Below are 23753 nucleotides of genomic sequence, written 5' to 3'. Positions count from 1 at the left end.
GACGATCGCGAAGCGCCCCTTTGGAAAGGGCCGGGATGTCCGGGTATATGCCACAAATCCGAAATTCGGTAAAGTGGAATATTTTTGCGGGAGGGGATTGACGGGTGTTTTGGTGTTTTGCCCGACGCCTCGCGTTGCGCCAGCCGCCGAGAGCTAGACTAATTCTACTTTGCTCTACCAAGTTAAGGCTTTAGGCCTCGGTTGATCCGTAATTCACGCTCGCACTTCGCGACCGCAGCCTCGATGGCGTAGTCAGGCGCGTAGCCCGGCGTATAGCCCTGCAACTCCCGCCTATGGCACTGATCCCGGAAGGCTTTCACCTCCGGATTGCCGCCTGTCGCGAACCAATAGATCATGTAGCCAAACGCAAAGACGCCCCAAGCCATGATGAGCAGCCCGCAGCCGCCCTGTTTTCGGAGTTCTTCTTTCCAGCCACTCACTTCGGCTTACGCGGCTCTACAACGGCCTTGAGCGTCTTATCGGCGGCCCGTATGTCAGCCGCGCCACGTTCTTGGGCGACCTCTAGGAACCGCTTGGATCGCTCGGAGTCGTCTTGTCGCGTCTCGGCTTTCGCAAATCTAGCTGCGGGCTTTTTGCCTGTGGTTTGCATACAATTAGCCTATGACCGCCAACGTTACCGGACAGCGGAAGCAGCCCGAGAGATTTCCCGGTGCCGCCGCCATCAAAGGTGTGAAACTCAGTCACTCGGTTGAGTATCCCGGTGGCCAAATGGATGGCATCAGGAACCCCAAGCGTCCTGCCGCCAAATTCCGCTGAACGTTGCATGTAGTAGTCGCGAAGATCGTGCGCCATCTTCGCAATTTTAATGTCCATGCCGACGCGGATGACTCGCCTCATAAGGCCTTCGATGAGATTCTTCATGCCCGCCGGAAGCCGACTCTCAAGCACTTCTGTAGTTGTAAGAACGGAGGTGATAATCTTCGCCTCGCGACGCTTCGCGCGTTCTATGACCTCGCGGACGCCGTCCATATCTCCTGTCGGCCTCTCTTCATCCTTGATCCAAGCTAGAAATAGACAAGAATCCCAATAGTAGACCGGTTCAGTACCAGCCATCACGAAGCTCCCGGATGAAGGCTTCGCTACTCAAATCACCAGTGGCATCGGGCGCCATACCACGAACGTCATCCCAGTCCGGCAACTCAGACTCAGGCGGAAATGCCTCAACCTGAACTACCTGTACCTGATGCGGGAACGTGGCACCGTTACGATAGTGGAGCGTGCCAGACACCTCGACCTTTCGTCCTACCGCAGACACCGCGTCATCGTACAGCGCGGACGGAAAATGGCAGGTAACTTTGCGCGGGCCAATCTCTGGGTAGACATAGAAAACGTTTGCGCCGTCATGCAGATTTATCTGCTCCAACATGCCTGCAATCGAGCCAATGCATTCCTCATCGACTGCTAGAGCGGCATCGACCTTGGCGGCGATCTCGGGAGTAAGATCAAATCTGTGATCGTTAAAAAGCAGAGTGACGTTCGCGACAGACTTGCCAACTGGCTTCGCGAGGCCTCGAATGTCCTCAAGCAGATCGGCGTCCAGTCCTGAAAGGTCATCGCCATTTTCAAGCGCATGCGTGACACGGCCCAAGCTCTCAACAATGGCATGGCCAACGTAGGGAAACTTAGGAAGAGCCTGAGGCTCTAGGACAACCCGCACAGGACTATTATAGGAAAGCTCCGCGATCCTATAGACAGTGGCCTGCTTTCCATCACTAGCCTCGCGGTCCAGCTTCGTGATGGTCGCATTAAGTTTCTGAAGCTGGTTCATGAACGCGCCAAGGCGCACTTGCCCGTTGTCCCCAGGCAAGCCCTCAATAATCAACGTGATCCGGTCATCTTCGGCCATCAACCGCACCACCGTACGCTAGGTTCAACGAACACTACCCGACGAATGAGTCCCGGTACATAAGCCTTTTGCTAGCCCCCGAACCGCCAAGGCGCTGCGCCGCACATAATCAATGCCGAGTGCGGCAGGGGGTATTTTGCCGAAAGGTGGTTTCGTCCGGCACGTCGACTATGTTCACATCAACGACGACCGCGATTACGAAGCGTGGCGATGAGGGAAACGGTGGGCTTCGCAAGGGCGCGTCGCATCATAAGTGTGACGAGCTGGACACTAAGGGCCCGATCGCTATTGGCGACCGGGCCTTTTGTCTCGTTAGTTCGACACCCCCGCTCACGCCGCCTTCGACACCAGCACTTCGCTCTCGATCAGCTCGGTGCCGATCAGATAGTCGCGGCAGCCGCGCAAGGAGCGCAGGGCGCGGTTGAAGTCGATGCCGGTCGAGACCAGGGCATGCAGGGTCGCCGGATTGCGCACGATGCCGCGCAGCACGGCGGCGAGGTCGATCTGGCCGTTCGGCTTGATGGCGGCGCGGGCGAGCGCCGGCAGCGCGCGGTGGGCGGGGTCGCTGATGACGCGGACCGCGGCAAACGGCAAGCCGGTTTCAGCGGCATAGGCGGCCGCGATGTGGCTTTCCATGTCGACGGCGGAGGCGCCGGTCTCGGAGTGCAGCGCGGCCTTGCAGGCGCGCTTGGTGACCACTTCCTCGGCACCGGCGAGGCTGCCGCGCACCACGCGGCGGCGGCCCGAGGTCAGGCGGTCGATCAGGTCGTCGCCGAGCGAGAGCCCGGCGGCCCAGCGGGTGTCGCCGTCGAGCACCTCGGTCGCCAGCACGACGTCGCCGGAGCGCAGGCTCGGGTCGAGCCCGCCGGCCACGCCGAACGAGATCACGCCGCGAATCGTGTTGGGATCCACCACGGTCAAAAGCGCCCTCAACTGGGTCGGGCTGCTGGATGAGCAGATGACGGCCATGCCGGGGCCGGCCGCGATGCGGGCCTCCTGCACCAATCCAGTCACGATCAAGATCGGCCGCGGATCAATGGCATTGCCCGCGGTAAGATAATCCCCCGTCCCCAAAGTCACATTCCGACCCCTACCACCCTGCTGTTGGTGCTCCGCAAGTTCCGATACCGCGCCAGTGCCCACAGCGGAAAGAACTTTGGGTAACCATGATACCGCAGATAGAACACGCGGGGGAAGCCTGTGGCGGTGTACCGCTGCTCGTCCCACAGTCCTTTTTTGTTTTGTGTTGCAATCAGGTACTCCACCCCGCGGGCGACGGCCGGGTGATCAACCTCGCCAGCTGCCATGAGAGCAAGCAAGGCCCATGCCGTTTGCGAGGCGGTCGAGGGGGCGGCCTCCCAGCCCTTGTAGTCGAGCCGGTAGCTGACGGCGTCCTCGCCCCAGCCGCCGTCCTCGTTCTGGATCGAGGCCAGCCAGGCCGCGGCTTTGCGAATCATGGGGTCGTCGTGGCGGACGCCGGCCATGTTGAGGGCGCAGAGCACCGACCAGGTTCCATAGATGAAGTTCATGCCCCAGCGGCCGTACCAGGACCCCTCGGGGTGCTGGGTCTTGCGCAAGTAGGCGATGCCGTCGGCGACGTGCTTGCTGGTCGCCGCGGTCTCGCCGAGCTGGGCCAGCATCGAGATGCAGCGCGCGGTGACGTCCTCTGTCGGCGGGTCGAGCAGCGCGCCGTGGTCCGAGAACGGGATGTTGTTGAGGTAGTATTCGAGATTGTTGACGTCGAAGGCGGCCCAGCCGCCATCGTCGCTCTGCATGCCCTCGATCCACTCCCGGCCGCGGGCGATCGCGGCATCGTAGCCGGTGGCGCCGTGCTCCCGCCGCATGCGGTCCATCGACATCACCACCACCGCGGTGTCGTCGAGGTCGGGGTAATGGGCGTTGTTGTACTGGAAGGCCCAGCCGCCGGGGCGGACGTCGGGCCGCTTCACCGCCCAGTCGCCCTTCACCTCGAGCTCCTGCTTCGGGATCAGCCAGTCGAGGCCCTGCTTGGCCGCCGGCACCGCCTTGTCGCCGCCGGCCTCCAGCAGCGCATGCGCGGTCAGCGTCGTGTCCCACACCGGCGAGACGCAGGGCTGGCAATAGGCCTCGTCCTCGCCGATCACGAGCAGCTTGTCGATGCCCCGGCGCGTGATCGCACGCGGCGGGAAATTCTCGTCCTTGCCGAGCGCGTCGTACATCATGACGATGTTGGCCATGGGCGGATAGATCGCGCCCATGCCGTCCTCGCCGTTGAGCCGCTCCTCGGTGAAGGCGAGCGCGGCGTCGATGGCGCGCTTGCGCAGGCTCTTCGGAAACATCGGCTCGACCACGCGCAGGATCGCATCGAGCGCGCGGAACAGCACGAACCAGGCCATGCTCTGGTGCGGCGCCTTCGCCGTCATGCCGATTCCGCGCGGATCCTGCAGGAACAGCTCGTCGATGCCGACGCCCTTCGGGTTCTTGGCGCGCGGCTTGAGCGCGGCGATGACCATCAGCGGCACCATGGTGGTGCGCGCCCAGTAGGAGATCTTGTTGATGTGGAACGGCGACCAGAACGGCAGCAGCACGATCTCGATCGGCAGCACCGGCACCGCGCGCCAGGTCACGACGCCGAACATGGCGAGCATGAAGCGCGTGAAGACGTTGCTGTGAATGGCGCCGCCGCGGGCGTGGATCGCCTCGCGCGCGCGCACCATGTGCGGGGCGTCGACGGAATCGCCGATCATCTTCAGCGCGAAATAGGCCTTCACGCTGGCGCTCATGTCGAACTCGCCGTCATGCACCAGCGGCCAGCCGCCATGGGCGCCCTGGATGCGGCGCAGATAATTGGCGATCTTGGCTTCGAGCACGGTGTCGACCGGCTCGGCGAGATAGTGGCGCAGGAGGACGTATTCGGCCGGAATCGTGCAGTCGGCCTCGAGCTCGAACACCCAATGGCCGTCGGGTTGCTGGAAGCCGAGGACGCCCTGGGTCGCCGATGCAATGCTCGATTCCAAGATGCCCGGCTGAAGGGCTTCGCGGCTGGTCGCGTTCACGGAATCCATGTCGCTCGATTGCTCCGATAGTCGATTGAAATTGACCGGGACACTTGCCCGTCAGGGCCGCCTTTCAGGATGCTTTGGCGGCCAGAACCAGATCGGCGGCGCGGTCACCCGACCGGACCGATCCCTCGATGGTTGCTGGCAATCCCGTAGCAGTCCAATCCCCCGCGAGAAACAGGTTTTTCAGCGCGGTGACCGGCCCCGGACGCAGGGCATTCTGGGCCGGCGTCGCCGCAAATGTGGCGCGGCGCTCGCGCACGATCTGCCACGGCGGCAGCTCGCCGGAGACACCGCCGGCCTTGCAGACGTCGTTCCAGATCGCCTGCGCGAGTTCCTCGCGCGGCATGTCGACGAGACGGTCGCCATTGCTGATGGTGACGGACAGCCGGTTCGGGAACGCGAACAGCCATTCCACCACGCCGCCGATCACGCCGAGGATCGGCGCCGAGCCGGGCGGCGGCTCAAAGCGGAAATGCGCGTTGACGATGGCGCGGAATTCGGTCGGCGCCTTCAGGCCCGGCAGCAGGCTCGTCGCCGCGCGCGGCGGCACCGCCATCACGACGACATCGCCGGCGCCGAGCTGGATCAAATCCTCGCCGCCGAAATTCAGAGAAGTCGCCTTGCCGTCACCGGTTGCGAACGAGCGCAGCTCGTGGCCGAGCTGAACCGTGTGGCCGCGATCCTGCAAAAACTTCACGGCGGGCTCGATCAGCACGGCGCTGAGGCCGTCGCGCGCGATCAGGGGGCGGCAGGCCTGTCCGCCCGCGAGCAGCGTCTCGCGCACGATCGCGCCGGCGAGTCCCGCCGAGCCCTCGGGCGGATCGACGTTGAGGGCGGCGAGCAGCAGCGGCTGCACCAGGCGCTGATAGAGCAGGCCTTCGGTCGGAATCGACTTGCCGACCAGCGTCTCCTCCGACGCCCAGATCAGCGGCGCCAGCTTCAGGTAATCGGTGAGGCCCGTGTCGGGCACGCGACGGCCCTCGTCCAGCACCCAGGTCGGCAGCCGGCCGGTGCCGAGATCGATCTGCCAGCGCTGCCCGGTCTTGATGTCGACGAAGGGAAACTGCGCGCTCTCGGGGCCGACGAGACCGGCTTCGGTGCCGATCGCGCGCGCATAGGCGCGCGCATGGCTGTTGCCCGACAGCAGCAGATGGTTGCCGTTGTCGATGGTGAGATTGGTGGCGCCGTCGAAATAGGACCGGCAGCGGCCGCCGGCCTGGTGCGTCGCCTCGTGCACGGCGACCTTGAAGCCGGCATTGGCGAGCCGAACGGCTGCGGAGAGGCCGGAAATTCCGGCACCGATGATGTGAGCTGTCTTTTGCATCAGATGAAAGCGTAACGGAGCAGGATCAGGATGCGTGTGATCTTCGACACACGCACCGGCTGGCGCGGCGCGTTGAAACCGCGCGCGATCAGGAGATCCAGAATGGAATGATAGTATTTCGACATGATCCGCGGCGCGCGCACGACGCGGCGCTTGTTGCGGTTCATGATCTCGTCCGACTTCTCGAAATGCGCCTTCGCCCGCTGCGTCAGCGGCAGGCAGACCTTCGGCAGCGCGCGCTCGGCAATCACGCGGTTCGGATCGTCGGAGGTGATGCCGGCATGCAGCAGCGCCTCGCGCGGCAGATAGAGCCGGCCGAGGCCGGCATCCTCGTCGATGTCGCGCAGGATGTTGGTGAGCTGAAGCGCACGGCCGAGATGATAGGCGAGCTGGATGCCGTCCTCTTCCGGCAGGCCGAACACCCGCACCGACAGCCGTCCGACGGCGCTGGCGACGCGGTCGCAGTAGAGATCCAGCGTCGCCATGTCGGGCGCGCGGATGTCCTGCGGCACGTCCATCTCCATGCCGTCGACGATCGCCAGGAAATCCTCGCGCTTGAGGCCGAAGGTCTTCACCGAGGCGACGTAGTCCTTCAGCCGCGGCGGCGGATGGCCCTGATAGAGCGCGTCGATGTCGTTGCGCCACTCCTGAAGCGCGGCAAGCCGCTCATCGCGCGGACCATTGGAATCGGCGATGTCGTCGACCTGGCGGCAGAAGCTGTAGATCTGGAACATCGCTTCGCGTTGGTCGTGCGGCAGGATGCGCATCGCGGCGTAGAACGAGCTGCCGGATGCGGTCGAGCCATAATTGGCGCCGGGCGCTGTCGCCTCAAGCGTCATGGGCAGTCCCCGGTCTGGAAAGGGCCTTGCGTCCGATCGCGCGGTGGCCGGCTTCACTGAGCATGCCCGCAAGGCTGAAGACGAGCAGCTCGAACTTGTTCAGATGCACCCGCTCGCGCAGGGGATCGCGCACCTTCAGGAGGCGCACGATGCGGTCGGCATAGGCCTGGATCACCGCGACGTCGATGCCGAGACGGAAATCCCGGATCTCCGCGGCCAGCCGCCTGCCCTCGTCGAGCAGCGCTTCGTTGCGCGCGGCGAGCGCCTGCAGGCAGGCCAGCATCGCCGGCGGCGACTGCGACAGCCCGAGCTGCTCGACCGAGGCGCCGTGTGCGGCCAGCGCATCGCGCGGCAGATAGACGCGGTTGAGCTCGCGGAAATCCTTGCCGCAATCCTGGAGGTGGTTGTTGATCTGCAGGCCGGCGCAGAGCGCATCCGACGCCGCCCAGGTCGAGGTGCTCTCGCCATGGACGTCGAGCATGAAGCGGCCGACCGGCATCGCCGAGTAGCGGCAATAATGGATGACCTCGTCCCAGTTCTCGTAGCGCAGCTTGGTCACGTCCATGCGGAACGCGACCAGCACGTCGAGCGCATGACGCGGCGCCATGCCGCGCTCGGCGAGCGCGCGGCGCAAATTGACGGCCTCGAGCTGGGTGTCGCCCTGGCCGAGCAGTTCCGCCTCGAGCAGGTCGAGATATGCCAGCTTCTGGTCGGGCGGGAGCGTCGCGTGGTCGGCGATGTCGTCGGCGGTGCGGACGAAATTGTAATAGGCCAGGATCAGGGCCCGATGACGCGGATGAATGATCCAGGACGCGACGGGAAAATTCTCGTCGCGGTCACCCTTGCCGGATCGCAATTCGCTCGCAGAGGTCATCGAGGGCTGGTTTACAATCGTTGGACAGAAAGGGCTTCTTCGCTCGCGGGCTCATGCCGGCGATCCGCCGCGGCCCCCATATAGGGGAATACGGCCGCAAAACCAATCCTGTCTGGCGATGGCTGCCCTTCCGCAGGACGGCCCGAAAAGGCGGCCCCGAAGGCCGCCTTTGTGGGCCAATGGCTTACTGATTGTGGGTCTTCAGGACCTGGTCGCAGGCCTGCGAGATCTTGGCCCGGTTCTCCTTGAGGCAGGCCAGGATGGTGAAATCGCCCTGGTCGATGACCGGACGGCAGAACTTCTGCACATCGCGCGTGCAGGCCTTCTGCTCGGCATCCGTGCCACGCCCTTGCTGGGCGAACGCCGCCGTCGAAACAGATGCCGACAGCAGGGTGAGAGCGACGAAAAGCTTACGCATTGTATTCCTTCATTCTGGCGGCAGAATCGCACCGGCCCCGGACCGCACGGGACGGACGACCGGAACGGATTGTTCTGATGGCAAAGTCGCCGCTTCTGTAGCGGCCTCAGAGAAGGCACAAGCACTGGCAAATGCGGCCAAATTGGCGCCGCGTCCACCAAATCAGGTCTTCCCTCAACTCTCATTGACAGATGTAAGCGGTTGATACTACGTCATAATTCAGACGCAACGCGTTTTCGTGCAGACCTGTTGCAGCGCTGCATCTGTCTGCACCTCGTTTCCCGCCGGAAACATGCCGAAACAGTGCAAATCAGCGGATTCGGGGCTGGCACGCGGCATCGTGAACCGCCATCTCTGGGAGCCGGGCTTTGAACCTGACACTGGCTCGGAGCACTAAACTTTCGATGTGGCGAGACGTTATCGCGTAGGCGGGCGTCGTTCCAAAACGGGATATTTGAGATGGCATTCTTTGGGCGATCTGGACTGGCAATCAAGGCGGCCGGCATTGGGGCTGCGCTGCTCTTCTCGATTTCGGCGAGCCACGCCCAGTCCTCCGGCCCGTTCGCCGGTTTCGACGGCGCGTGGACCGGCACCGGCACGGTGTCGCTGTCCGACGGCTCCACCGAACGGATTCGCTGCAAGGCCGACTACAAGGTCGCCGGCAGCGGCCTCAATCTGAAGCAGGCCCTGCACTGCGCCTCCGACAGCTACAAGTTCGACCTCACCAGCGACGTGACGAGCCAGGGCGAGCGCATCTCCGGCAATTGGAGCGAGTCCAGCCGCAACATCTTCGGCAATCTGCAGGGCACCGCCGGCGGCGGCCAGATCGACGTGTTCGTGGAGGCCAACGGCTTTGCCGCCAACCTCTCGCTGCGCACCAACGGCAGCAAGCAGACGGTGCAGATCTCCTCCAAGGGCGAAATTCGCGGCGTCAACATCACCATGACGAAGAGCTGAGACTCTCGTCTCGCCTGAGCGACATAGGGCCCCCGGTTCTCGCGAGCCGGGGGCTTTTTGCTGACACGAGCCGATCCTGGACGGACCTGCCGAGATGGACCCAATTCGCAGACATCTGCTCAAGGCCGCCGGACTCCTCATCGCCACGCGCGCTTTCGCCGACGATCCGCAGGGAGCGACCATGCAGCCTTCGTCCGTGAAGCCGCGTCACGTGCTCTGTTTCCTCGGCAAGGACGACAGCCTGCTGCAACCGCCGAAGGCCGTGGCCAAGACGATCGCCGATTTCGGCTTCGAGATCGACCGCTCTTATTCGCGGGCAAGACCCGATCCGAACATGGCGCGGTCGTTCGGCGTGTGCTGGGACCGCGTCTTCCCGAGGGCATGGTCCGCGGCGGACGAGACGGCGGTCGCCAACCACAAGGCGGTGCTCTACGTGCTGAGCCCGCCGATGGATCAGCAGAAGACAGCCGCCGGTTCGGCCGCCGCGCTGCAGATCGTGGACGAGATGTTCGATGCGGGCGCGGTTGCCGCAAAGGGCGAAAGCGCCGGTGTCGCGCACGGCGTCGCGCGCTGGCGCAGCCTTGCCGAGCAGGCGCGCAACGGCGCGAAGACGGAGCAAGGCCTCGGCATGACGCCCGCCGTGACCAAGGCCTGTCGCCTTGCCTTCAGCAAGCGCCCGCTCGCCGGCGATCGCTACTTTGAGAGCGTCGGCTATCACCTCGTCGGCCTGCCGGACGTCTATGTCGCAAAATCGCGCGGCGCCGACCGGTCCGCGGTGATGCTGATGGACGAGATCGCCGACGCCATGGCGGAGCACGGCGTCGAGACCACGCTGCGCGACCGCAAGCTCACGCTGTCGCGCGAGCAGGACTACGCCGAAAGCGATTTCAAGTTCAATCCATACGGGATCGTGCGCATCGAGGCGTGAGCGCAGGGCGGCCTTCGCCGCCCGCTCTCAGATCGCCGGCTTGTCGGTCCCCTGCAGCCTGGCGTGCAGGTTGATCAGCCACATCGCCGTCGGCCTGAGGATGAAGAGGTCGGCGACCAGCGCCATCACCATCGAGAAGGCGCTGAGCCAGCCGAACAGCCGAAGCGACGGCAGGTCGGAGAACACGGTGACGACGAGGCCGCAGGCCAGCACCACCGTGGTCAGGATCAGCGCCGGTCCGACCAGCACGGTCGCCCGCTCCACCGCGAGCGCGGAGCCGACGCCAGGCTTGTTCTCGAGGCGCAGGCGGTTGAGGAAGTGGATGGTGGCGCTGAGGCCAAGGCCGAACGAGACGGTGAGCGCGACGACGCTCGCGAATTGCAGCCCCTCGCCCATCGCCCACAGCACCGTTCCCGACATCACCACCGGGAAGATGCCCGGCAGGATGCAGGCGAGCGTCACCACCCATGAGCGGAAGGCAAGGCCGATGAAGATCGCGACCAGCGCGAATTCGATCGTGAGGCCGTGGTTCAGCTTCTCGATCATGCTGGCCGAATTGCGCGCCGCGATGGCGGCGAGACCGGTCACCGCGATCTCATAACCCGGATGCTTCTTGCGGATCGCGTCAAGCTCGGAATCGAGCTTGTCGACGATCGGCAGCAGCTGGCTCGAATCCTTGTCCGGCACGCGGCCGGCAACCACGACGGCGTCCTGCTCGGCGTCGATGAAGCGCCGCACCAGATGCTCCGGGATGACGCTGACATATTCCTTCAGCGTGGCGACGTCGGCACTGCCCGCCTTTTCCGCCAGCCATCGACGCAGCGTTTCGAGTGACCAGACGTTGCCGACCCCTGCGGACTTCTCGACCGTCGCGTGCACATCCGCGATGGTCTGGAGCGTCTCCGGCGAATAGAGCGTTTCGCCCTTCGGGAACGCGATCAGCACGTTGACCGGATTGGCGCCGGTGAGCTTGGCATCGAGCCGGTCGCTGGCGGCAACCGCCTGGCGCTTGTCCGGCACCTGGTCGGCGAGCCGGTAGCGCGGCTCCAGATTGGCGTAGATGACGCCGAGGCCGGCGACGAACAGCACCGCGATCAGGCTGAACAGGCCGGGCCGGCCCACCATGCGCACCGCGATCCAGTAGCAGAAATTGCGCAGCGCCTGCACGCCGGCGTCGGCGCCCTGGAACTTGACCGCAAAGACCTTCTCGTTGCGCACGAACAGCACGCCGAACACCGGCACCAGCGACAGCACCGCGACCAGCGCGATGATGGTGGCGGCAAGGCCCGCCTCGCCGAACTTGCGGATCAGATCGGAGTCGGAGAACTGCAGCGCGATGAAGGAAATGCCGGCGGTGCCGTGCGTCAGCACGCAGGCCGGGCCCACCACCAGCACAGCGTTCTTGAACGCGGTGAACTTGTCCTGGCCTGCGATCAGGCGGTCGCGCGCGGCAAAGGTGAGCTGCATCGAGTCCGAGAAGCTGATCACCATGATGAGCGGCGTCATCACGTTCAGAAACATGTTGAGATTGAAATTGGCCCAGCCGAGCGCGCCCAGCGCCAGCAGGATCGCGATCATCGGCGGGAACGCCGCCGCGATCATGAACGAGATCTTGCGGAAGAAGATGATGGCGATGACGCAACCGGCGAGAATGCCGAGGATGTTGTAGGTCAGCCCGTCGCGCTCGACGGCATTGCGGATTTCGAGCTGCATCACCGGCACGCCGGAGAGCTGCACGTTGAGCCCGGTCTCGCCGAGGTCTTCCTTCATCAGCGCGCGGATGTCGGCGACGGTCTTGGTCAGCTTGCTGGAGGCGACGACCTCCGGATCGAGCGACAGCACGATCAGCGCCAGCGTGCCGTCTTCGGACAACAGCTTGCCGCGGATGATCTCGTTGTTCTTGACGGTTTCGATGAACTTGTCGTAGGCGGCGCCTTCGGGCAGCTCGGCCGGAAACAGCGCTGCCGGCAGCTTGCCCGGCGCCGGCGCCTGGCGCGCCGAGAACAGCGAGACGAGGCCACGCGTGCCCTCGACAAGCTGCATGTCGGTGACGAAGTCGCGCAGCTTCTCGAGATTGTTCCGCGCCAGCAGGTTCTTGCCCTCGACCACCACGAGGACGTCGAATTCCTCGGCCGGGAACTTCTTCGTCACCTCTTCATACTGCTTGAATTCGCGGGTGTCGGAGCGGAACAGCTGCGACAGCGAATCGTCGATCTTGATTCGGTGGATGCCGAACACCGCGCCGACGATCAGCGCGAGCAGGATAATGCAGGAGACGATCGGCGCCCGGACGGCGATCAGCCCGAGACGTTCCAGCCCGAAGGCGATCGAGGACGCCGGTCCCTGCTCGACCTTGTCGACATGAACCTCATTCTCGCTGTGCTTTTCGAGCATGCCTTATCCAGTTCCTAAATCGGCTCGGTGTTGAGAGCTTATTGCGCCCCGCGAACGGCTTGAAAACGCCATACCAATGGGAGGCTTGCCCCTTGAAAATGCGCGGAAAATCGCCGGCAGCGGTTTAGCAGGTCAATCACCCCTCTCGCAAGCAGGCGAAGTGTGGGCAAATCGATCAACATGCGGCGATTTCGGGTCCTGCTCCCGCTCAGCGGGCCAAGAATGTGCCAATTCGACGCGGCGCGCGGTCCGCGCTCTCGTCCTTCAGCGCCACGCCGCTGACCTCTCGGGCCAGCCCCTCGCGGACCAACCAGGCGATCTTGAGGGCGGCCTCGTCATGGCTCAACCCGGCGTGGTGGATGTTGGACACGCAATTGCGCTCGGCATCGGTTCGGCCGGGCTTCGGCGCAAAGGTCAGATAGGCGCCGAGACTGTCCGGCGCCGACAGGCCCGGCCGCTCGCCGATCAGAGTCACGATCATGCGCGCGCCGAGAATGGCGCCGATCTCGTCACCGAGCGCAACGCGCGCGCCTGAGGCGACGACGACGTGGCCGAGCGCGACGTGCTCCCCTTCCGCGAGCAGCGGCAGCAGGCGCCGCACCAGGGCGAGCGCATGGGCGTGGACCGCCGCCGCGGACAGGCCGTCGCCGATCACGAGCGCGAGCTGGCACGGCGTAGAGACCGCTCGTCCCAGGGCTTCGACCGCGCCGGGCGCGAGCCTCCGTCCCAGATCCGGCCGCCGCAGATAGTCCCTGCGGTCGACCGCCTGGCTGCTCACTTCAGTGACGGCAAGTCCCAGCGCGCGGAGATCGGCGGCCAATTGCGGCGCGTCGAAAGCGGCATGCACGGCGTCGCGGGCGCGGGCATGGTCCAGCGTGAAATCGAGCAGCGCCTTCGTCGGCACGCTTGCGCCGCTGCGCCCGAGCGCGACGCGGGCGGGCGTGAACGCCCGCAGATCGAGCGTCGGACGGCGCGGCAGGGCCGGATCAGACACGGCGCGTCATTCGGCGGGAACGGCGGCTTCGCGCAGCCGGATCGAATAATTCGAGGCGTTCTGCTTGCCGCTGGAGGCCGCGCGCGCAAAGGTGATGAGGTGGTGTGCAATCAGGGTGCAGCCGATCAAACCTTCTAGATCGCCGCGCTTGATGCGCCCCAGCGCGAACTTCCAGAACACGCGCCTGTAGTCGCCGAGCACGCCGACCTTCCAGAAGATATTGCGCAGCATGACGAGACCGCGGCGAATGTTGGCCCAGGTCTTCATCTCGTCCGGCACCGGCATCTTCAGGCGGTGCACATAGACGTTGTCGCATTGATGCTGGAAGCGTGCGAAGACCTTCTCGGGCTGGTAGGCGACGCTCATGGCGTGCTTCCAGGACGCGACGACCTCGTCATAGGGCAACAGGAAGTCGACGTTGGAATCGCGCCCATCGTCTTCGACCAGGCGCCCCTCGCGCTCCAGCCGGTCCCACAGCGGCGTCTTCGGCAGCGCCTGAAGCAGATTGATCGTGAGCAGCGGAATCCGGGACTCCTCGACGAAGGCGAGCAGCGCCTCCGAGGTGTTCGGCTTGTCGGTGTCGAGCCCCATGATGATGCCCGAGACGACCTCCATGCCGTAGGAGTTGATGGTGCGCACGCCCTCCAGGATCGGGACCATCATGTTGTGGTCCTTCTGCATTGCCTTCAGCGCGTCAGGGTCCGGCGTCTCGATGCCGCAGAAGATGGTGATGAAATAGGCCTCGCGCATCTTCTCGAGGATCTCGGGCCGCTTGGCGATGTTGAGCGTCGCCTCGCAGGCGAGCCGCACCACATAGCCGGTCCGTTTCTGCCATTCGATCAGGTGCGGCAGCAGGTCCAGCGCCGCCTTGCGGTTGCCGATGAAATTGTCGTCGACGAAATAGACCGTGTCGGTCATGCCGCATTCGCGCAGGCGGTCGAGCTCGGCGATGATCTGCTCCGGCGCCTTGATGCGCGGGTTGCGGCCGTAGAGGCCCGGGATGTCGCAGAACTCGCACTGATAGGGACAGCCGCTGGAATACTGGATGCTGCCGAGCATGTATTTCTTCACGTCGGCGAGTTCGTAGGCCGGGATCGGAAACTCCGTCATCGGCACCCGGTCCTTGGTCGTGAGGACCACCTGCTGCTCCGGCCGCGAGGTGTCGCGCGACAGAATTTCGATCAGCTGGTTGGTGGCATCGCCGAGCTCGCCGACATGGAGATAGTCGAACGAGGGGTAATAGTCCGGACAGGCGCTGACGGAGGGCCCCCCGAGCGCGACGGCCAGGTCGAATTCATGCGCACGGCGGCAGATGTCGTTCATCTGCTGGCGCTGGATATGCATGCCGCTGACGAAGACCGCTTCCGCCCATTCGAACTCTTCCCGGGTCGCCCGGCGGAGGTTCTCGTCGACGAACTTGACCTGCCAATCCGGCGGCAGATAGGCGGAGATCAGCAGCAGCCCCTGCGGGGGCATGAAGGCGCGGACACCGTCGGTCAGGGGATAGGAATGCTCGAACGTACCGAACGAGGAGGTGTAACGCGGAAACACGCAGAGAATCCGCCGGGCCGTTCCGTTAATTGCAGCTCGCATCTAAGCTCCCCCGCCACGCTCGACTGATGGTGCGGAAATTGCCAGCCAGACACATAGCGTAATGCTGCCGCCGGAATTTCTCAATATTGTGGCACAAGCATAATTCCGGAGGATGCAGATAGTTTCCGAGGCGGGCGCGACGCTCCGAACCGCCTCAGGCGATCAGTCGCGAGGCAAAATCGGGCAACAGGCCTGCATCGCCGGCAATGCGGAAATCGGCACCCGTGATGCCCGACCGCGCCAGCCAATCGTCGAATTCCGGCGCGCGGTGCAAACCGAAGACGTCACGGACATAGAGCGCGTCGTGAAAAGACGTCGACTGGTAGTTCAGCATGACGTCGTCGGCCCCGGGGACGCCCATGATGAAGGTGACACCGGCGGCGGCGAGCAGCGTCAGCAGATTGTCCATGTCGTCCTGGTCCGCCTCGGCATGATTGGTGTAGCAGATGTCGACGCCGAGCGGCAGGCCGAGCAATTTGCCGCAGAAATGATCCTCCAGCCCGGCGCGGATGATTTCCTTGCCATCGTAGAGATATTCCGGGCCGATGAAGCCGACCACGCTGTTGACCAGCAGCGGGGCAAAGGCGCGGGCGACCGCATAGGCACGCGCCTCGCAGGTCTGCTGGTCGACGCCGTGATGGGCGCCCGCCGACAGCGCCGAGCCCTGCCCGGTCTCGAAATACATCACGTTCTGCCCGACCGAGCCGCGCCGCAGCGACAGCCCGGCCTCCTGCGCCTCTTTCAGCAGGGCAAGGTCGATGCCGAAACTGCGATTGGCGGCCTCGGTGCCGGCGACCGACTGGAAGACGAGGTCGACCGGGACGCCCTGCCCGATCAGCGACAGCGTCGTCGTGACATGGGTCAGCACGCAGCCCTGCGTCGGAATCTTCAGCCGCGTGATGATCTCGTCGAGCAGCCGTAGCAATTGGGCGATGACGGCGGGATCGTCGCTCGCCGGGTTGATGCCGATGCAGGCATCGCCGGCCCCAAGCAGGATGCCGTCCAGGATCGAGGCGGTGATACCCCTGGCGTCGTCGAAGGGATGGTTGGGCTGCAGCCGCGTGCTCATCCGGCCCTTCAGGCCGATGGTGTTGCGGAAGGCGGTGGTGACCGCGCATTTCCGCGCCGCCAGGATCAGATCCTGGTTGCGCATCAGCTTCGAGACTGCGGCCGCCATTTCCGGCGTGATGCCGGGCGCGAGCGTCTTCAGGACCTCGGGCGTCGCCGCATCCGACAGCAGCCAGTCGCGGAAGCCGCCGACCGTCAGGGATGCCACCGGCGCGAAGGCCTTCGCGTCATGGCTGTCCATGACGAGGCGGGTGACCTCGTCGGCCTCGTAGGGGATGACGGCTTCCTGCAGGAATCTTGCGAGCGGAACGTCGGCAAGCGCCATCCGCGCCGCGATCATCTGCTCGGCGGTGTCGGCGGCGATCCCGGCCAAGCGGTCGCCGGAGCGCGGCGGCGTCGCCTTGGCAAGGAGATCGCGCAGGTCCGGGAACGTGTGGGTCGTGGCGTCGATGGTGTGGCGGTAGACCAAGGGCCTCTCCGGGGTTCGTCGGCCGGTGGCCGAGTCCGATCGATCTTGAAGGCGATCCCTCCGTCAGGGAATACGCGCTTGGCGGCCGGCATGCACGCCAATGTCGGGGCTCTCGACGGGTCCGCCCGGCGGGGATCTGCAGAAAACCGGCAACACCCCGCCAACCAGCTGAAATAATTCGCCATTCTGCCGACCGGGCGACCATCTTCCCGGCCCCCGCGTTAACGCCGCGTCCATCTTCGTTCTGCATAGTTTTGCATGAATTTTAGACAACCGCGCTCACCGGCCGCTTTCGGCCATTCCGGGCCCCTGAACACCATGACATCAGACCGATCTGGGAATGCCGCCAAGCTGGCAGGCCGCTTCACGCTTGCCACCAAGCTCTATGCCATCTTCGCGCTGTTCGCGCTGCTGACGGCGGCAATCGCCATGCTGTCCGACTACAACAGCCGCCGCAGCGCCGACCTGACCAGCGCGATCGAGACGGCGAACGCCGCTGCGCTGAACGTCGAGCGCGTCAACTCGCTGGTCTATGCGGTGGTGATGGAATCGCGCGGCGTCTACATGTCGACCGAACCGCCCGTCGTGAAGAAATACGGCGAGGGCCTGCTCAAGTTCAACGCCCAGATCCTCGACGTCGTGAAGCGCTGGGAGACCATCGTCAGGGCCGACGATGCCGAGCAGTTTGCCACCTTCAAGAAGCGCATCGAGCAGTTCGTCGAGTTCCGCAAGGAGCTGGTGCGCCGCGGCGTCGAGATCAACGCGGCCGCTGGTCGCGAATGGGGCGACAACGACGCCAACCGGGCCGTGCGTTCGGCGCTGAACAAGGACCTCGAGGCGCTGTCCAAGGTCTATGCCGAGCGCGCCAAGCAGATCGCGCGCGAGACGGAGACCAACCGCACCCTCTCCTTCGTGCTGACCTGCCTCGGCGGCGTGGCGCTGGCCCTCGTCGTGATCGGCATCGTCATCATCGCCCGTTCGGTCGCCCGGCCGCTCGCCGCGATCACCGCCACCATCAAGCAGGTCGCCGACGGCGCAGAGCACGTCGTGGTGCCGCACTCCGACCGCGCCGACGAGATCGGCGCGCTGGCGCGCGCGATCCAGGTGTTCCAGGAGGCCATGGGCCGCAACCGCAACCTCGCCTCGCAGGTCTCGCAGGATTCCGCCGCGCGCGAGGAGCGTGCCCGCCACATCGAGCAATCCGTCGAGCAATTTCGCGAGGCGATCGGCGCCATCATGCGCGGCCTCAGCGACAACGCCTCCACCATGCGCGAGACCGCGCAGACCATCACCCGCGTCACGGCGGATGCGAACAGCCGTGCCGGCACGGCGGCCAATGCCAGCGAGCAGGCCTCTCACAACGTCACGGCGGTGGCGAGCGCCGCCGAGGAGCTGTCGGCTTCGGTGGAAGAGATCGGCCGTCAGGTGCGGCAGAGCGCCGGCGCGGTCGAGCAGACCGGCCAGCGCACCGAGAAGTCGATCTCGGAGATCGAAAGCCTCGCCGCGGCCACGCAGCGCATCGACGGCGTGCTCAGCCTGATCCAGGCGATCGCCGAGCAGACCAATCTGCTGGCGCTCAACGCCACCATCGAAGCCGCCCGCGCCGGTGAAGCCGGCCGCGGCTTTGCCGTGGTCGCCCACGAAGTGAAGGCGCTGGCGGGCCAGACCGCCAAGGCCACCGCGGAGATCAGCGAGAACGTCGCGATGATCCAGGCCTCGACCCGCAACGCAGTCGATGCCGTGCGCGAGATCGGCGGCGCGGTGCGCGAGATCAACGAGGTCACCTCCGCGATCGCCGGCGCCATCGGCCAGCAGGACGCCGCCACGCGCGAGATCTCGTCCAACGCGCAAAGTGCCGCGCAAGGCAACGAGACGCTGGTCGCCAACATCACCTCGCTGCGCGACGCCATCGGCGAGACCGATACCGCCGCATCCTCGGTGCTGACGGCGGCGGGCAGCCTGACCGAAACCGCAGACACGCTGTCGCGCGAGGTGGAGAAGTTCTTCCAGAACCTTCGCGCAGGCGCGGCCGACGGGCGTATCGCCAAGGCGGGGTGACGGCCCTTCACCCAAAAAGTGAAAAACAACCCCATGCACAGTAGCCGGCACCAACTGAATCAGTGAGTTGGCCGTCGGACGATCTGCCGATTTTACGAAATACAATTTGACTCGTCGGGCAAAACACTGGTGTCGTGTCATCACGGCCGACGCCCGGTCGTGTCAGGTCCGCCAGCAAGAGCGGAACCCAACACGGCAAGTCAGCGACGGGCCGAGGCCGACGTCTCCTCAGCGCGAGCGGCCACCATCAAGACATCCATCGCGCTGTCACGCTGATGCGACCAAGCGGCATGTTGCCAATGTGGGTCGATCCTCCTAAGGTCGACAAAGCTCAGAGAACAACGACTACGTGTCTCGGGAATAGGCAGGCTCTCTGCAAAGGGATGACCATGCCGCCGGCAGATTGCTCACCGTGGCGCCCCTTGGCGAGTGAGCGTTCGGCCCAGTCTCCAGAACGGGGAACATCGGGACTCAGGAACAGCGAACGCGCAGTGCGGCGGGTTCGCATCGGCACACGCAACCTGTTGCAAGGGAGGAGCGAGTGGGACGGGCCTGGACGACAGAGGACGATGTTCGCTTGAACGTCCGCTCCGAGCGTCTCGACAGCATTGAAGAGCTGACAAACCCGATCGGCAACACGAACATCGAAATCGTCCAGCTCGGCCGAGGACGGGTTTCCGGCGAGATCACGCGCGGGCAAATCGACAATGTCGCATTCAGCCGCGGCCACTTTTCAGTTCCTGTTCGTGCGACCGGCGTATTCAGTCGCGACAAGCTCGTGGTCGGAACTCTGCTGGGCTGCTCTGGTGAATCCCGCAGCCTGACCGAACCCGTCGCTTCCGGCGACGTCATCGTCCACCCGCCCGGGGGCGAGCACGATAGATACTATGGAGGCCCTGCACGCTTTGCCGGCTTGATGTGCGATCCCGGCGAGCTTCCGGGCTTCTTTGCGGCCGAGGACTGCATGTCGGACCCCGGGTTCTGGCTCAAGCGGCGGCACTTTCGTTTCGGCGGACGTCGCACGGCATCTCTCGAGGCCTTGATGGCTCTGCTCGTCGGCAGACTGGAGGACGGCAGCCTCAGAACCCATGGGGCTGCCGAGTATTGGAAGCGGGCGATTGTGGACGCTTTCCTGGGGCCGGTTGCACATGAGCTTGCCGCCGACAGCGAACGGACAATTCCCTCCTCTGTCAGGATCGTGCGAGAGGTCGAAAGATATCTGGAAGAAAACGGTCATCGCGCGATCCATGTCTCCGAGATCTGCGCGAAGATGAAGCTGAGGCGAAGAACCCTTTATCGGGCGTTCGAGGAGGCGGTGGGAACCGGCCCGATCGATTTCCTGAGATCCAAGCGGCTATCGATGGTTCATCTGAGACTGCGGCAGGCAAGCCCCGAAACCGGTGTCATCGAAACCGCGACCGAACTGGGCTTCCTGGAACTCGGCCGCTTCGCGCAGCAATACCGTGCGCTGTTTGACGAATATCCTCGCGAGACGCTTCGGCGCAATGGTCGCCGAGAGAGAAGACCGCAGAACATCCTCCGCTCCTGACGATTTGGCACGATTCGCATAACGCCCATGGCGCGTCCGAGTCTAATCTGCCTGTCCGTTCTTTGAGGAAACAGGCGCCAAAGACGCCGCTCGGCCCGGGAGGGCGCTCCTGGAGGGAATTGGAAGCATGCGTGCTATCGTTTGCAAGTCTGTCTCTCGTTCAATCTCCATCTCACTCTCACTTGTCGCACTTTCGCTGGGGGCCCTGCCCCCCGAACCGCTTTCAGCAGCTCCCTTGCCGCCCCCGACAGCACTCCAGACGCAGGCTGCGTCATCCGCGATCATCGCGGTACGCGCCGCCGGCCGCGGTGGACGCGTTGCAGTCGGACCGCGCGGTGGCGCCGTCGTTCATCGTGGCGGCGCCGTCGTCGGCCCCCGAGGGGCGGCCTATCGCGGCCGCACCGCCGTGGTCGGACCTCGAGGCAACGTCGCAGTGCGTCGAACCACCGTGGTCCGGCCTGGCTATCACGGCGGCGGCGTGCGTTGGGCTCGGCCCGGCTGGTATCGCTGGCCTGCAGGCGGCGCGATCGCTGCAGGCGCTGCGATCGGCTTTGTGACGGCGGCGACCGCAGCGGCGTGGGCCGGTGCCGCGCCGGCGCCCGGGATGTGCTGGTACTACACCGATCCGTCCCGCACGCAGGGCTTCTGGGATTATTGCCAGTAGCCGCAGCGGATGGGCGCCACCATGTTGCAGGCATCGATCGATCACAGGCGTCAAGGTGAGGCGTCGACCGAGGACATGATCTGGATTCCCGGCGGCACGTTCCGAATGGGATCCGACCATCACTATCCCGAAGAGGCTCCGAGCCACAGCGCCGCCGTGGACGGCTTCTGGATCGATCGCACGCCGGTGACCAACCGGCAGTTCAAGGCGTTCGTCAACGCGACCGGCCACGTCACCACGGCGCAGATCGTTCCGGATCCGAAGGACTATCCCGGCGCCCGGCCGGAGATGATCTATGCGGGCTCGCTGGTGTTCTCGCCGCCCTCGCGGGTGACCGATCTCAACGATTGGAGTCAGTGGTGGACGTTCATGAAGGGCGCGACCTGGCGTCGCCCTTACGGTCCCAAGAGCAACATCAGGGATCTCGACGACCATCCGGTGGTTCACGTGTCCTACAGCGACGCGCTGGCCTACGCGACATGGGCGGGCAAGGATTTGCCGACCGAAGCGGAGTGGGAATTCGCCGCGCGTGGCGGACTCGATGGCGAAGATTTCGCCTGGGGCAACGCGTTCAATCCGGGCGGCCGGCACATGGCCAACACCTGGCAAGGCATCTTCCCGCTGGAGAACCGCTGCGAGGACGGCTTCGCACGCACCTCGCCGGTGATGGCCTTCCCGCCCAACGGATACGGCGTCCACGACATGATCGGCAACGTCTGGGAATGGACTGCCGATTGGTGGTCGGCCCGGCATGACGCCGATGCGCGCAAGCCTTGTTGCATTCCGCAAAATCCGCGCGGAGGTCCCGAGAGCGCCAGCTTCGATTCCTGCCAGCCTCACATCAGGATCCCAAGGAAAGTCTTGAAGGGAGGCTCGCATCTTTGCGCGCCCAATTACTGCCGTCGCTACAGGCCTGCGGCGCGCCACGCCGAGCCTGTCGATACTTCGACCAGCCACGTCGGCTTCAGATGCGTCGTTAGAAATGGGAGTGAACGATGAGCGAAAAGAAGCAGTCAAATCCCAATCGCCGCAGCATCCTTCTGAGTGGAACGGCGCTTGTCGCGGCGACGGTCGCAACCGACGCGTTCGCGCAGACGCAGAACGCCGCACCGGGTTCTCCCGTCCCGGCAGCGAGCCCATCCGGCCGCAGGCCGAACATTCTCGTTATATTCGGCGACGACATCGGGCAGACCAACATCAGCGCCTATTCGTTCGGACTGATGGGCTACCGGACGCCGAACATCGACCGCATCGCTCGCGAAGGCATGATGTTCACCGACTATTACGCGGAGCAGAGCTGCACGGCGGGGCGCTCATCTTTCATTACCGGCCAGTGCACGCTTCGCACCGGGCTGTCGAAGGTCGGTATGCCCGGTGCATCAGTCGGTCTGCAAGCCAACGACGCCACCATCGCCGAACTGCTCAAGCCAATGGGCTATGCCACCGGCCAGTTCGGCAAGAACCATCTCGGAGACAGGAACGAATATCTTCCGACTGTGCACGGTTTCGACGAGTTCTTCGGCAACCTCTACCACCTCAACGCCGAAGAAGATCCGGAATCGCGCACGTATCCGCGCGACACGCGCTTCCGCGACACGCTCGGTCCGCGCGGCGTTCTGCGCTGCAAGGCGACCGACCGGGACGATCCGACCGAGCACCCGCGCTGGGGCCGGGTCGGTAAGCAGACCATCGAAGATACCGGCCCCCTCACCAAAAAGCGGATGGAGACCATCGACGACGAAACGTCGGCGGCCGCGATCGATTTCATGCAGCGGCAGGCGCGGGTGAACACGCCCTTCTTCTGCTGGTTCAATACGACCCGCATGCACTTCCGTACACACGTGCGAGATTCGCATCGCGACCAGCCGGGCCTGACATCCAGAACCGAATATGCCGACGGCATGATCGAAACGGATGCGACCGTCGGAGCCGTCCTGAAGGCACTCGACGATCTCGGCATCGCGAACGACACCATCGTCCTCTACACAACGGACAACGGCCCTCATCAGAACTCCTGGCCCGATGCCGGAACCACCCCTTTCCGCAGCGAGAAGAACACCAACTGGGAGGGCGCATTCCGCGTCCCGTGCATGATCCGGTGGCCGGGTCGAATTCAGCCCGGCTCGATATCGAATGACATCGTGAGCGGCTTGGATTGGCTGCCGACGCTCCTTGCCGCAGCTGGCGATCCCGAGATCAAGAGCAAGCTGCTCAAGGGGCATCAGGTCGGTGGCAAGACGTTCAAGGTGCACCTCGACGGATACAATCAGCTTCCGTATCTCACGGGTCAGCAGGCGAACAGCGCACGCAAGGAGTTCGTCTACTTCAACGACGACGGCGACCTGGTCGCCATGCGCTACGAAAACTGGAAAATCGTATTCGAAGAGCAGCGCGCCAGCGGTACGCTGCGGATATGGGCGGAGCCGTTCACCAAGCTGCGGGTACCAAAGATGTTCGACCTGCGCTCCGATCCCTACGAACGCGCCGACCTAACGTCGAACTCCTACTACGATTGGTTTACTTCGAATCCCGCGCCTTTCCTGGCGTCACAGGCCATCGTCGGGCCGTTTCTCGCGACCTTCAAGGAATACCCCCCGAGCCAGCGGCCGTCGAGTTTCTCTATCGATCAGCTTATCGAAAAGATGCAGAGGAGCCTGGAGCCAGCACATTAGCATTGAACGTCGGACGGTCGGCGGACCGGCTGTCCCTCGGCATC

Annotated in this window: 20 protein-coding genes; 7 read left to right on the top strand and 13 right to left on the bottom strand. The window is 64.5% G+C overall.

The genetic code is table 11. The features are described from left to right. Window positions 1-182 precede the first annotated feature (182 nt). From CO669_RS30760 to CO669_RS35505, 9 genes are all read right to left on the bottom strand, one after another. Window positions 183-440 (bottom strand): hypothetical protein, encoded by a 258-nt coding sequence (locus tag CO669_RS30760; RefSeq protein ID WP_143278770.1) that lies wholly within the window; start codon window positions 438-440, stop codon window positions 183-185. An 82-nt stretch (window positions 441-522) separates the two neighbouring features. Beyond that, window positions 523-1074 carry a type II toxin-antitoxin system VapC family toxin gene (locus tag CO669_RS30755; RefSeq protein WP_097665685.1) on the bottom strand — a complete coding sequence of 184 codons (552 nt, stop codon included), beginning with the start codon at window positions 1072-1074 and terminating at the stop codon, window positions 523-525. Further along, the gene (locus tag CO669_RS30750; protein WP_143278769.1) at window positions 1061-1867 is read right to left on the bottom strand and encodes a hypothetical protein; all 807 of its coding nucleotides are present in this window, start codon (window positions 1865-1867) and stop codon (window positions 1061-1063) included. The genes CO669_RS30755 and CO669_RS30750 overlap by 14 nt, the downstream gene beginning before the upstream one ends. Window positions 1868-2197: 330 nt before the next feature. Then, a complete protein-coding gene (locus CO669_RS30745) occupies window positions 2198-2947 on the bottom strand; it encodes a phosphorylase (RefSeq protein ID WP_198964344.1) in 750 nt (249 codons plus the stop codon). Continuing rightward, window positions 2944-4911: a squalene--hopene cyclase gene (gene shc / locus CO669_RS30740; RefSeq protein WP_097665683.1), complete on the bottom strand. Its 1968-nt coding sequence runs from the start codon at window positions 4909-4911 to the stop codon at window positions 2944-2946. The genes CO669_RS30745 and shc overlap by 4 nt, the downstream gene beginning before the upstream one ends. Window positions 4912-4975: 64 nt before the next feature. Next, window positions 4976-6232, bottom strand: a complete 1257-nt coding sequence (gene hpnE, locus CO669_RS30735; protein ID WP_097665682.1) for a hydroxysqualene dehydroxylase HpnE — start codon at window positions 6230-6232, stop codon at window positions 4976-4978. Then, the gene (gene hpnD, locus CO669_RS30730) at window positions 6232-7071 is read right to left on the bottom strand and encodes a presqualene diphosphate synthase HpnD (protein WP_097665681.1); all 840 of its coding nucleotides are present in this window, start codon (window positions 7069-7071) and stop codon (window positions 6232-6234) included. The genes hpnE and hpnD overlap by 1 nt, the downstream gene beginning before the upstream one ends. Beyond that, entirely contained in the window at window positions 7061-7945 is an 885-nt protein-coding gene (gene hpnC, locus CO669_RS30725) for a squalene synthase HpnC (protein ID WP_097665680.1), read from the bottom strand. The genes hpnD and hpnC overlap by 11 nt, the downstream gene beginning before the upstream one ends. A 184-nt stretch (window positions 7946-8129) precedes the next feature. Next, window positions 8130-8363 (bottom strand): hypothetical protein, encoded by a 234-nt coding sequence (locus CO669_RS35505; RefSeq protein WP_143278768.1) that lies wholly within the window; start codon window positions 8361-8363, stop codon window positions 8130-8132. A gap of 459 nt (window positions 8364-8822) precedes the next feature. Between CO669_RS35505 and CO669_RS30710 the strand changes: the two genes are divergently transcribed. Both CO669_RS30710 and CO669_RS30705 read left to right on the top strand, forming a co-directional pair. Further along, complete coding sequence (locus CO669_RS30710; protein WP_097665679.1) at window positions 8823-9320, top strand: hypothetical protein; 498 nt, start codon at window positions 8823-8825, stop codon at window positions 9318-9320. Between the two features lie 94 nt (window positions 9321-9414). Continuing rightward, complete coding sequence (locus CO669_RS30705; RefSeq protein ID WP_097665678.1) at window positions 9415-10248, top strand: hypothetical protein; 834 nt, start codon at window positions 9415-9417, stop codon at window positions 10246-10248. Between the two features lie 27 nt (window positions 10249-10275). Here the strand turns inward: CO669_RS30705 and CO669_RS30700 are convergent, their stop codons facing one another. The 4 genes from CO669_RS30700 to CO669_RS30685 form a co-directional block, all read right to left on the bottom strand. After that, on the bottom strand, window positions 10276-12642 hold the full coding sequence (locus CO669_RS30700) for an efflux RND transporter permease subunit (protein ID WP_097665677.1): 2367 nt from the start codon (window positions 12640-12642) through the stop codon (window positions 10276-10278). Between the two features lie 208 nt (window positions 12643-12850). Further along, window positions 12851-13636, bottom strand: coding sequence for an ethanolamine ammonia-lyase subunit EutC (eutC, locus tag CO669_RS30695; protein WP_097665676.1), 786 nt, complete (start codon window positions 13634-13636; stop codon window positions 12851-12853). A gap of 6 nt (window positions 13637-13642) precedes the next feature. Beyond that, window positions 13643-15229: a B12-binding domain-containing radical SAM protein gene (locus CO669_RS30690; protein ID WP_097665675.1), complete on the bottom strand. Its 1587-nt coding sequence runs from the start codon at window positions 15227-15229 to the stop codon at window positions 13643-13645. 154 nt (window positions 15230-15383) lie between these two features. After that, window positions 15384-16766 (bottom strand): ethanolamine ammonia-lyase subunit EutB, encoded by a 1383-nt coding sequence (locus CO669_RS30685; RefSeq protein WP_097665674.1) that lies wholly within the window; start codon window positions 16764-16766, stop codon window positions 15384-15386. A 318-nt stretch (window positions 16767-17084) separates the two neighbouring features. Between CO669_RS30685 and CO669_RS30680 the strand changes: the two genes are divergently transcribed. The 5 genes from CO669_RS30680 to CO669_RS30660 all read left to right on the top strand — a co-directional run bounded on the left by CO669_RS30680 (window position 17085) and on the right by CO669_RS30660 (window position 23709). Further along, a complete protein-coding gene (locus CO669_RS30680) occupies window positions 17085-18824 on the top strand; it encodes a methyl-accepting chemotaxis protein (protein WP_097665673.1) in 1740 nt (579 codons plus the stop codon). 577 nt (window positions 18825-19401) lie between these two features. After that, window positions 19402-20373: a helix-turn-helix transcriptional regulator gene (locus CO669_RS30675; RefSeq protein ID WP_245444585.1), complete on the top strand. Its 972-nt coding sequence runs from the start codon at window positions 19402-19404 to the stop codon at window positions 20371-20373. 235 nt (window positions 20374-20608) lie between these two features. After that, entirely contained in the window at window positions 20609-21037 is a 429-nt protein-coding gene (locus CO669_RS36485) for a hypothetical protein (protein WP_018646880.1), read from the top strand. A 21-nt stretch (window positions 21038-21058) separates the two neighbouring features. Then, window positions 21059-22036 (top strand): formylglycine-generating enzyme family protein, encoded by a 978-nt coding sequence (locus tag CO669_RS30665; RefSeq protein ID WP_097665696.1) that lies wholly within the window; start codon window positions 21059-21061, stop codon window positions 22034-22036. Then, on the top strand, window positions 22033-23709 hold the full coding sequence (locus CO669_RS30660) for an arylsulfatase (protein ID WP_097665671.1): 1677 nt from the start codon (window positions 22033-22035) through the stop codon (window positions 23707-23709). The genes CO669_RS30665 and CO669_RS30660 overlap by 4 nt, the downstream gene beginning before the upstream one ends. Window positions 23710-23753 lie beyond the last annotated feature (44 nt).

The organism is Bradyrhizobium sp. Y36 (assembly GCF_002531575.1).
Taxonomy (GTDB): Bacteria; Pseudomonadota; Alphaproteobacteria; order Rhizobiales; family Xanthobacteraceae; genus Bradyrhizobium.
Note: the sequence above shows the minus strand (reverse complement) of the source record. Positions and strands in the feature narration are given on the sequence as shown.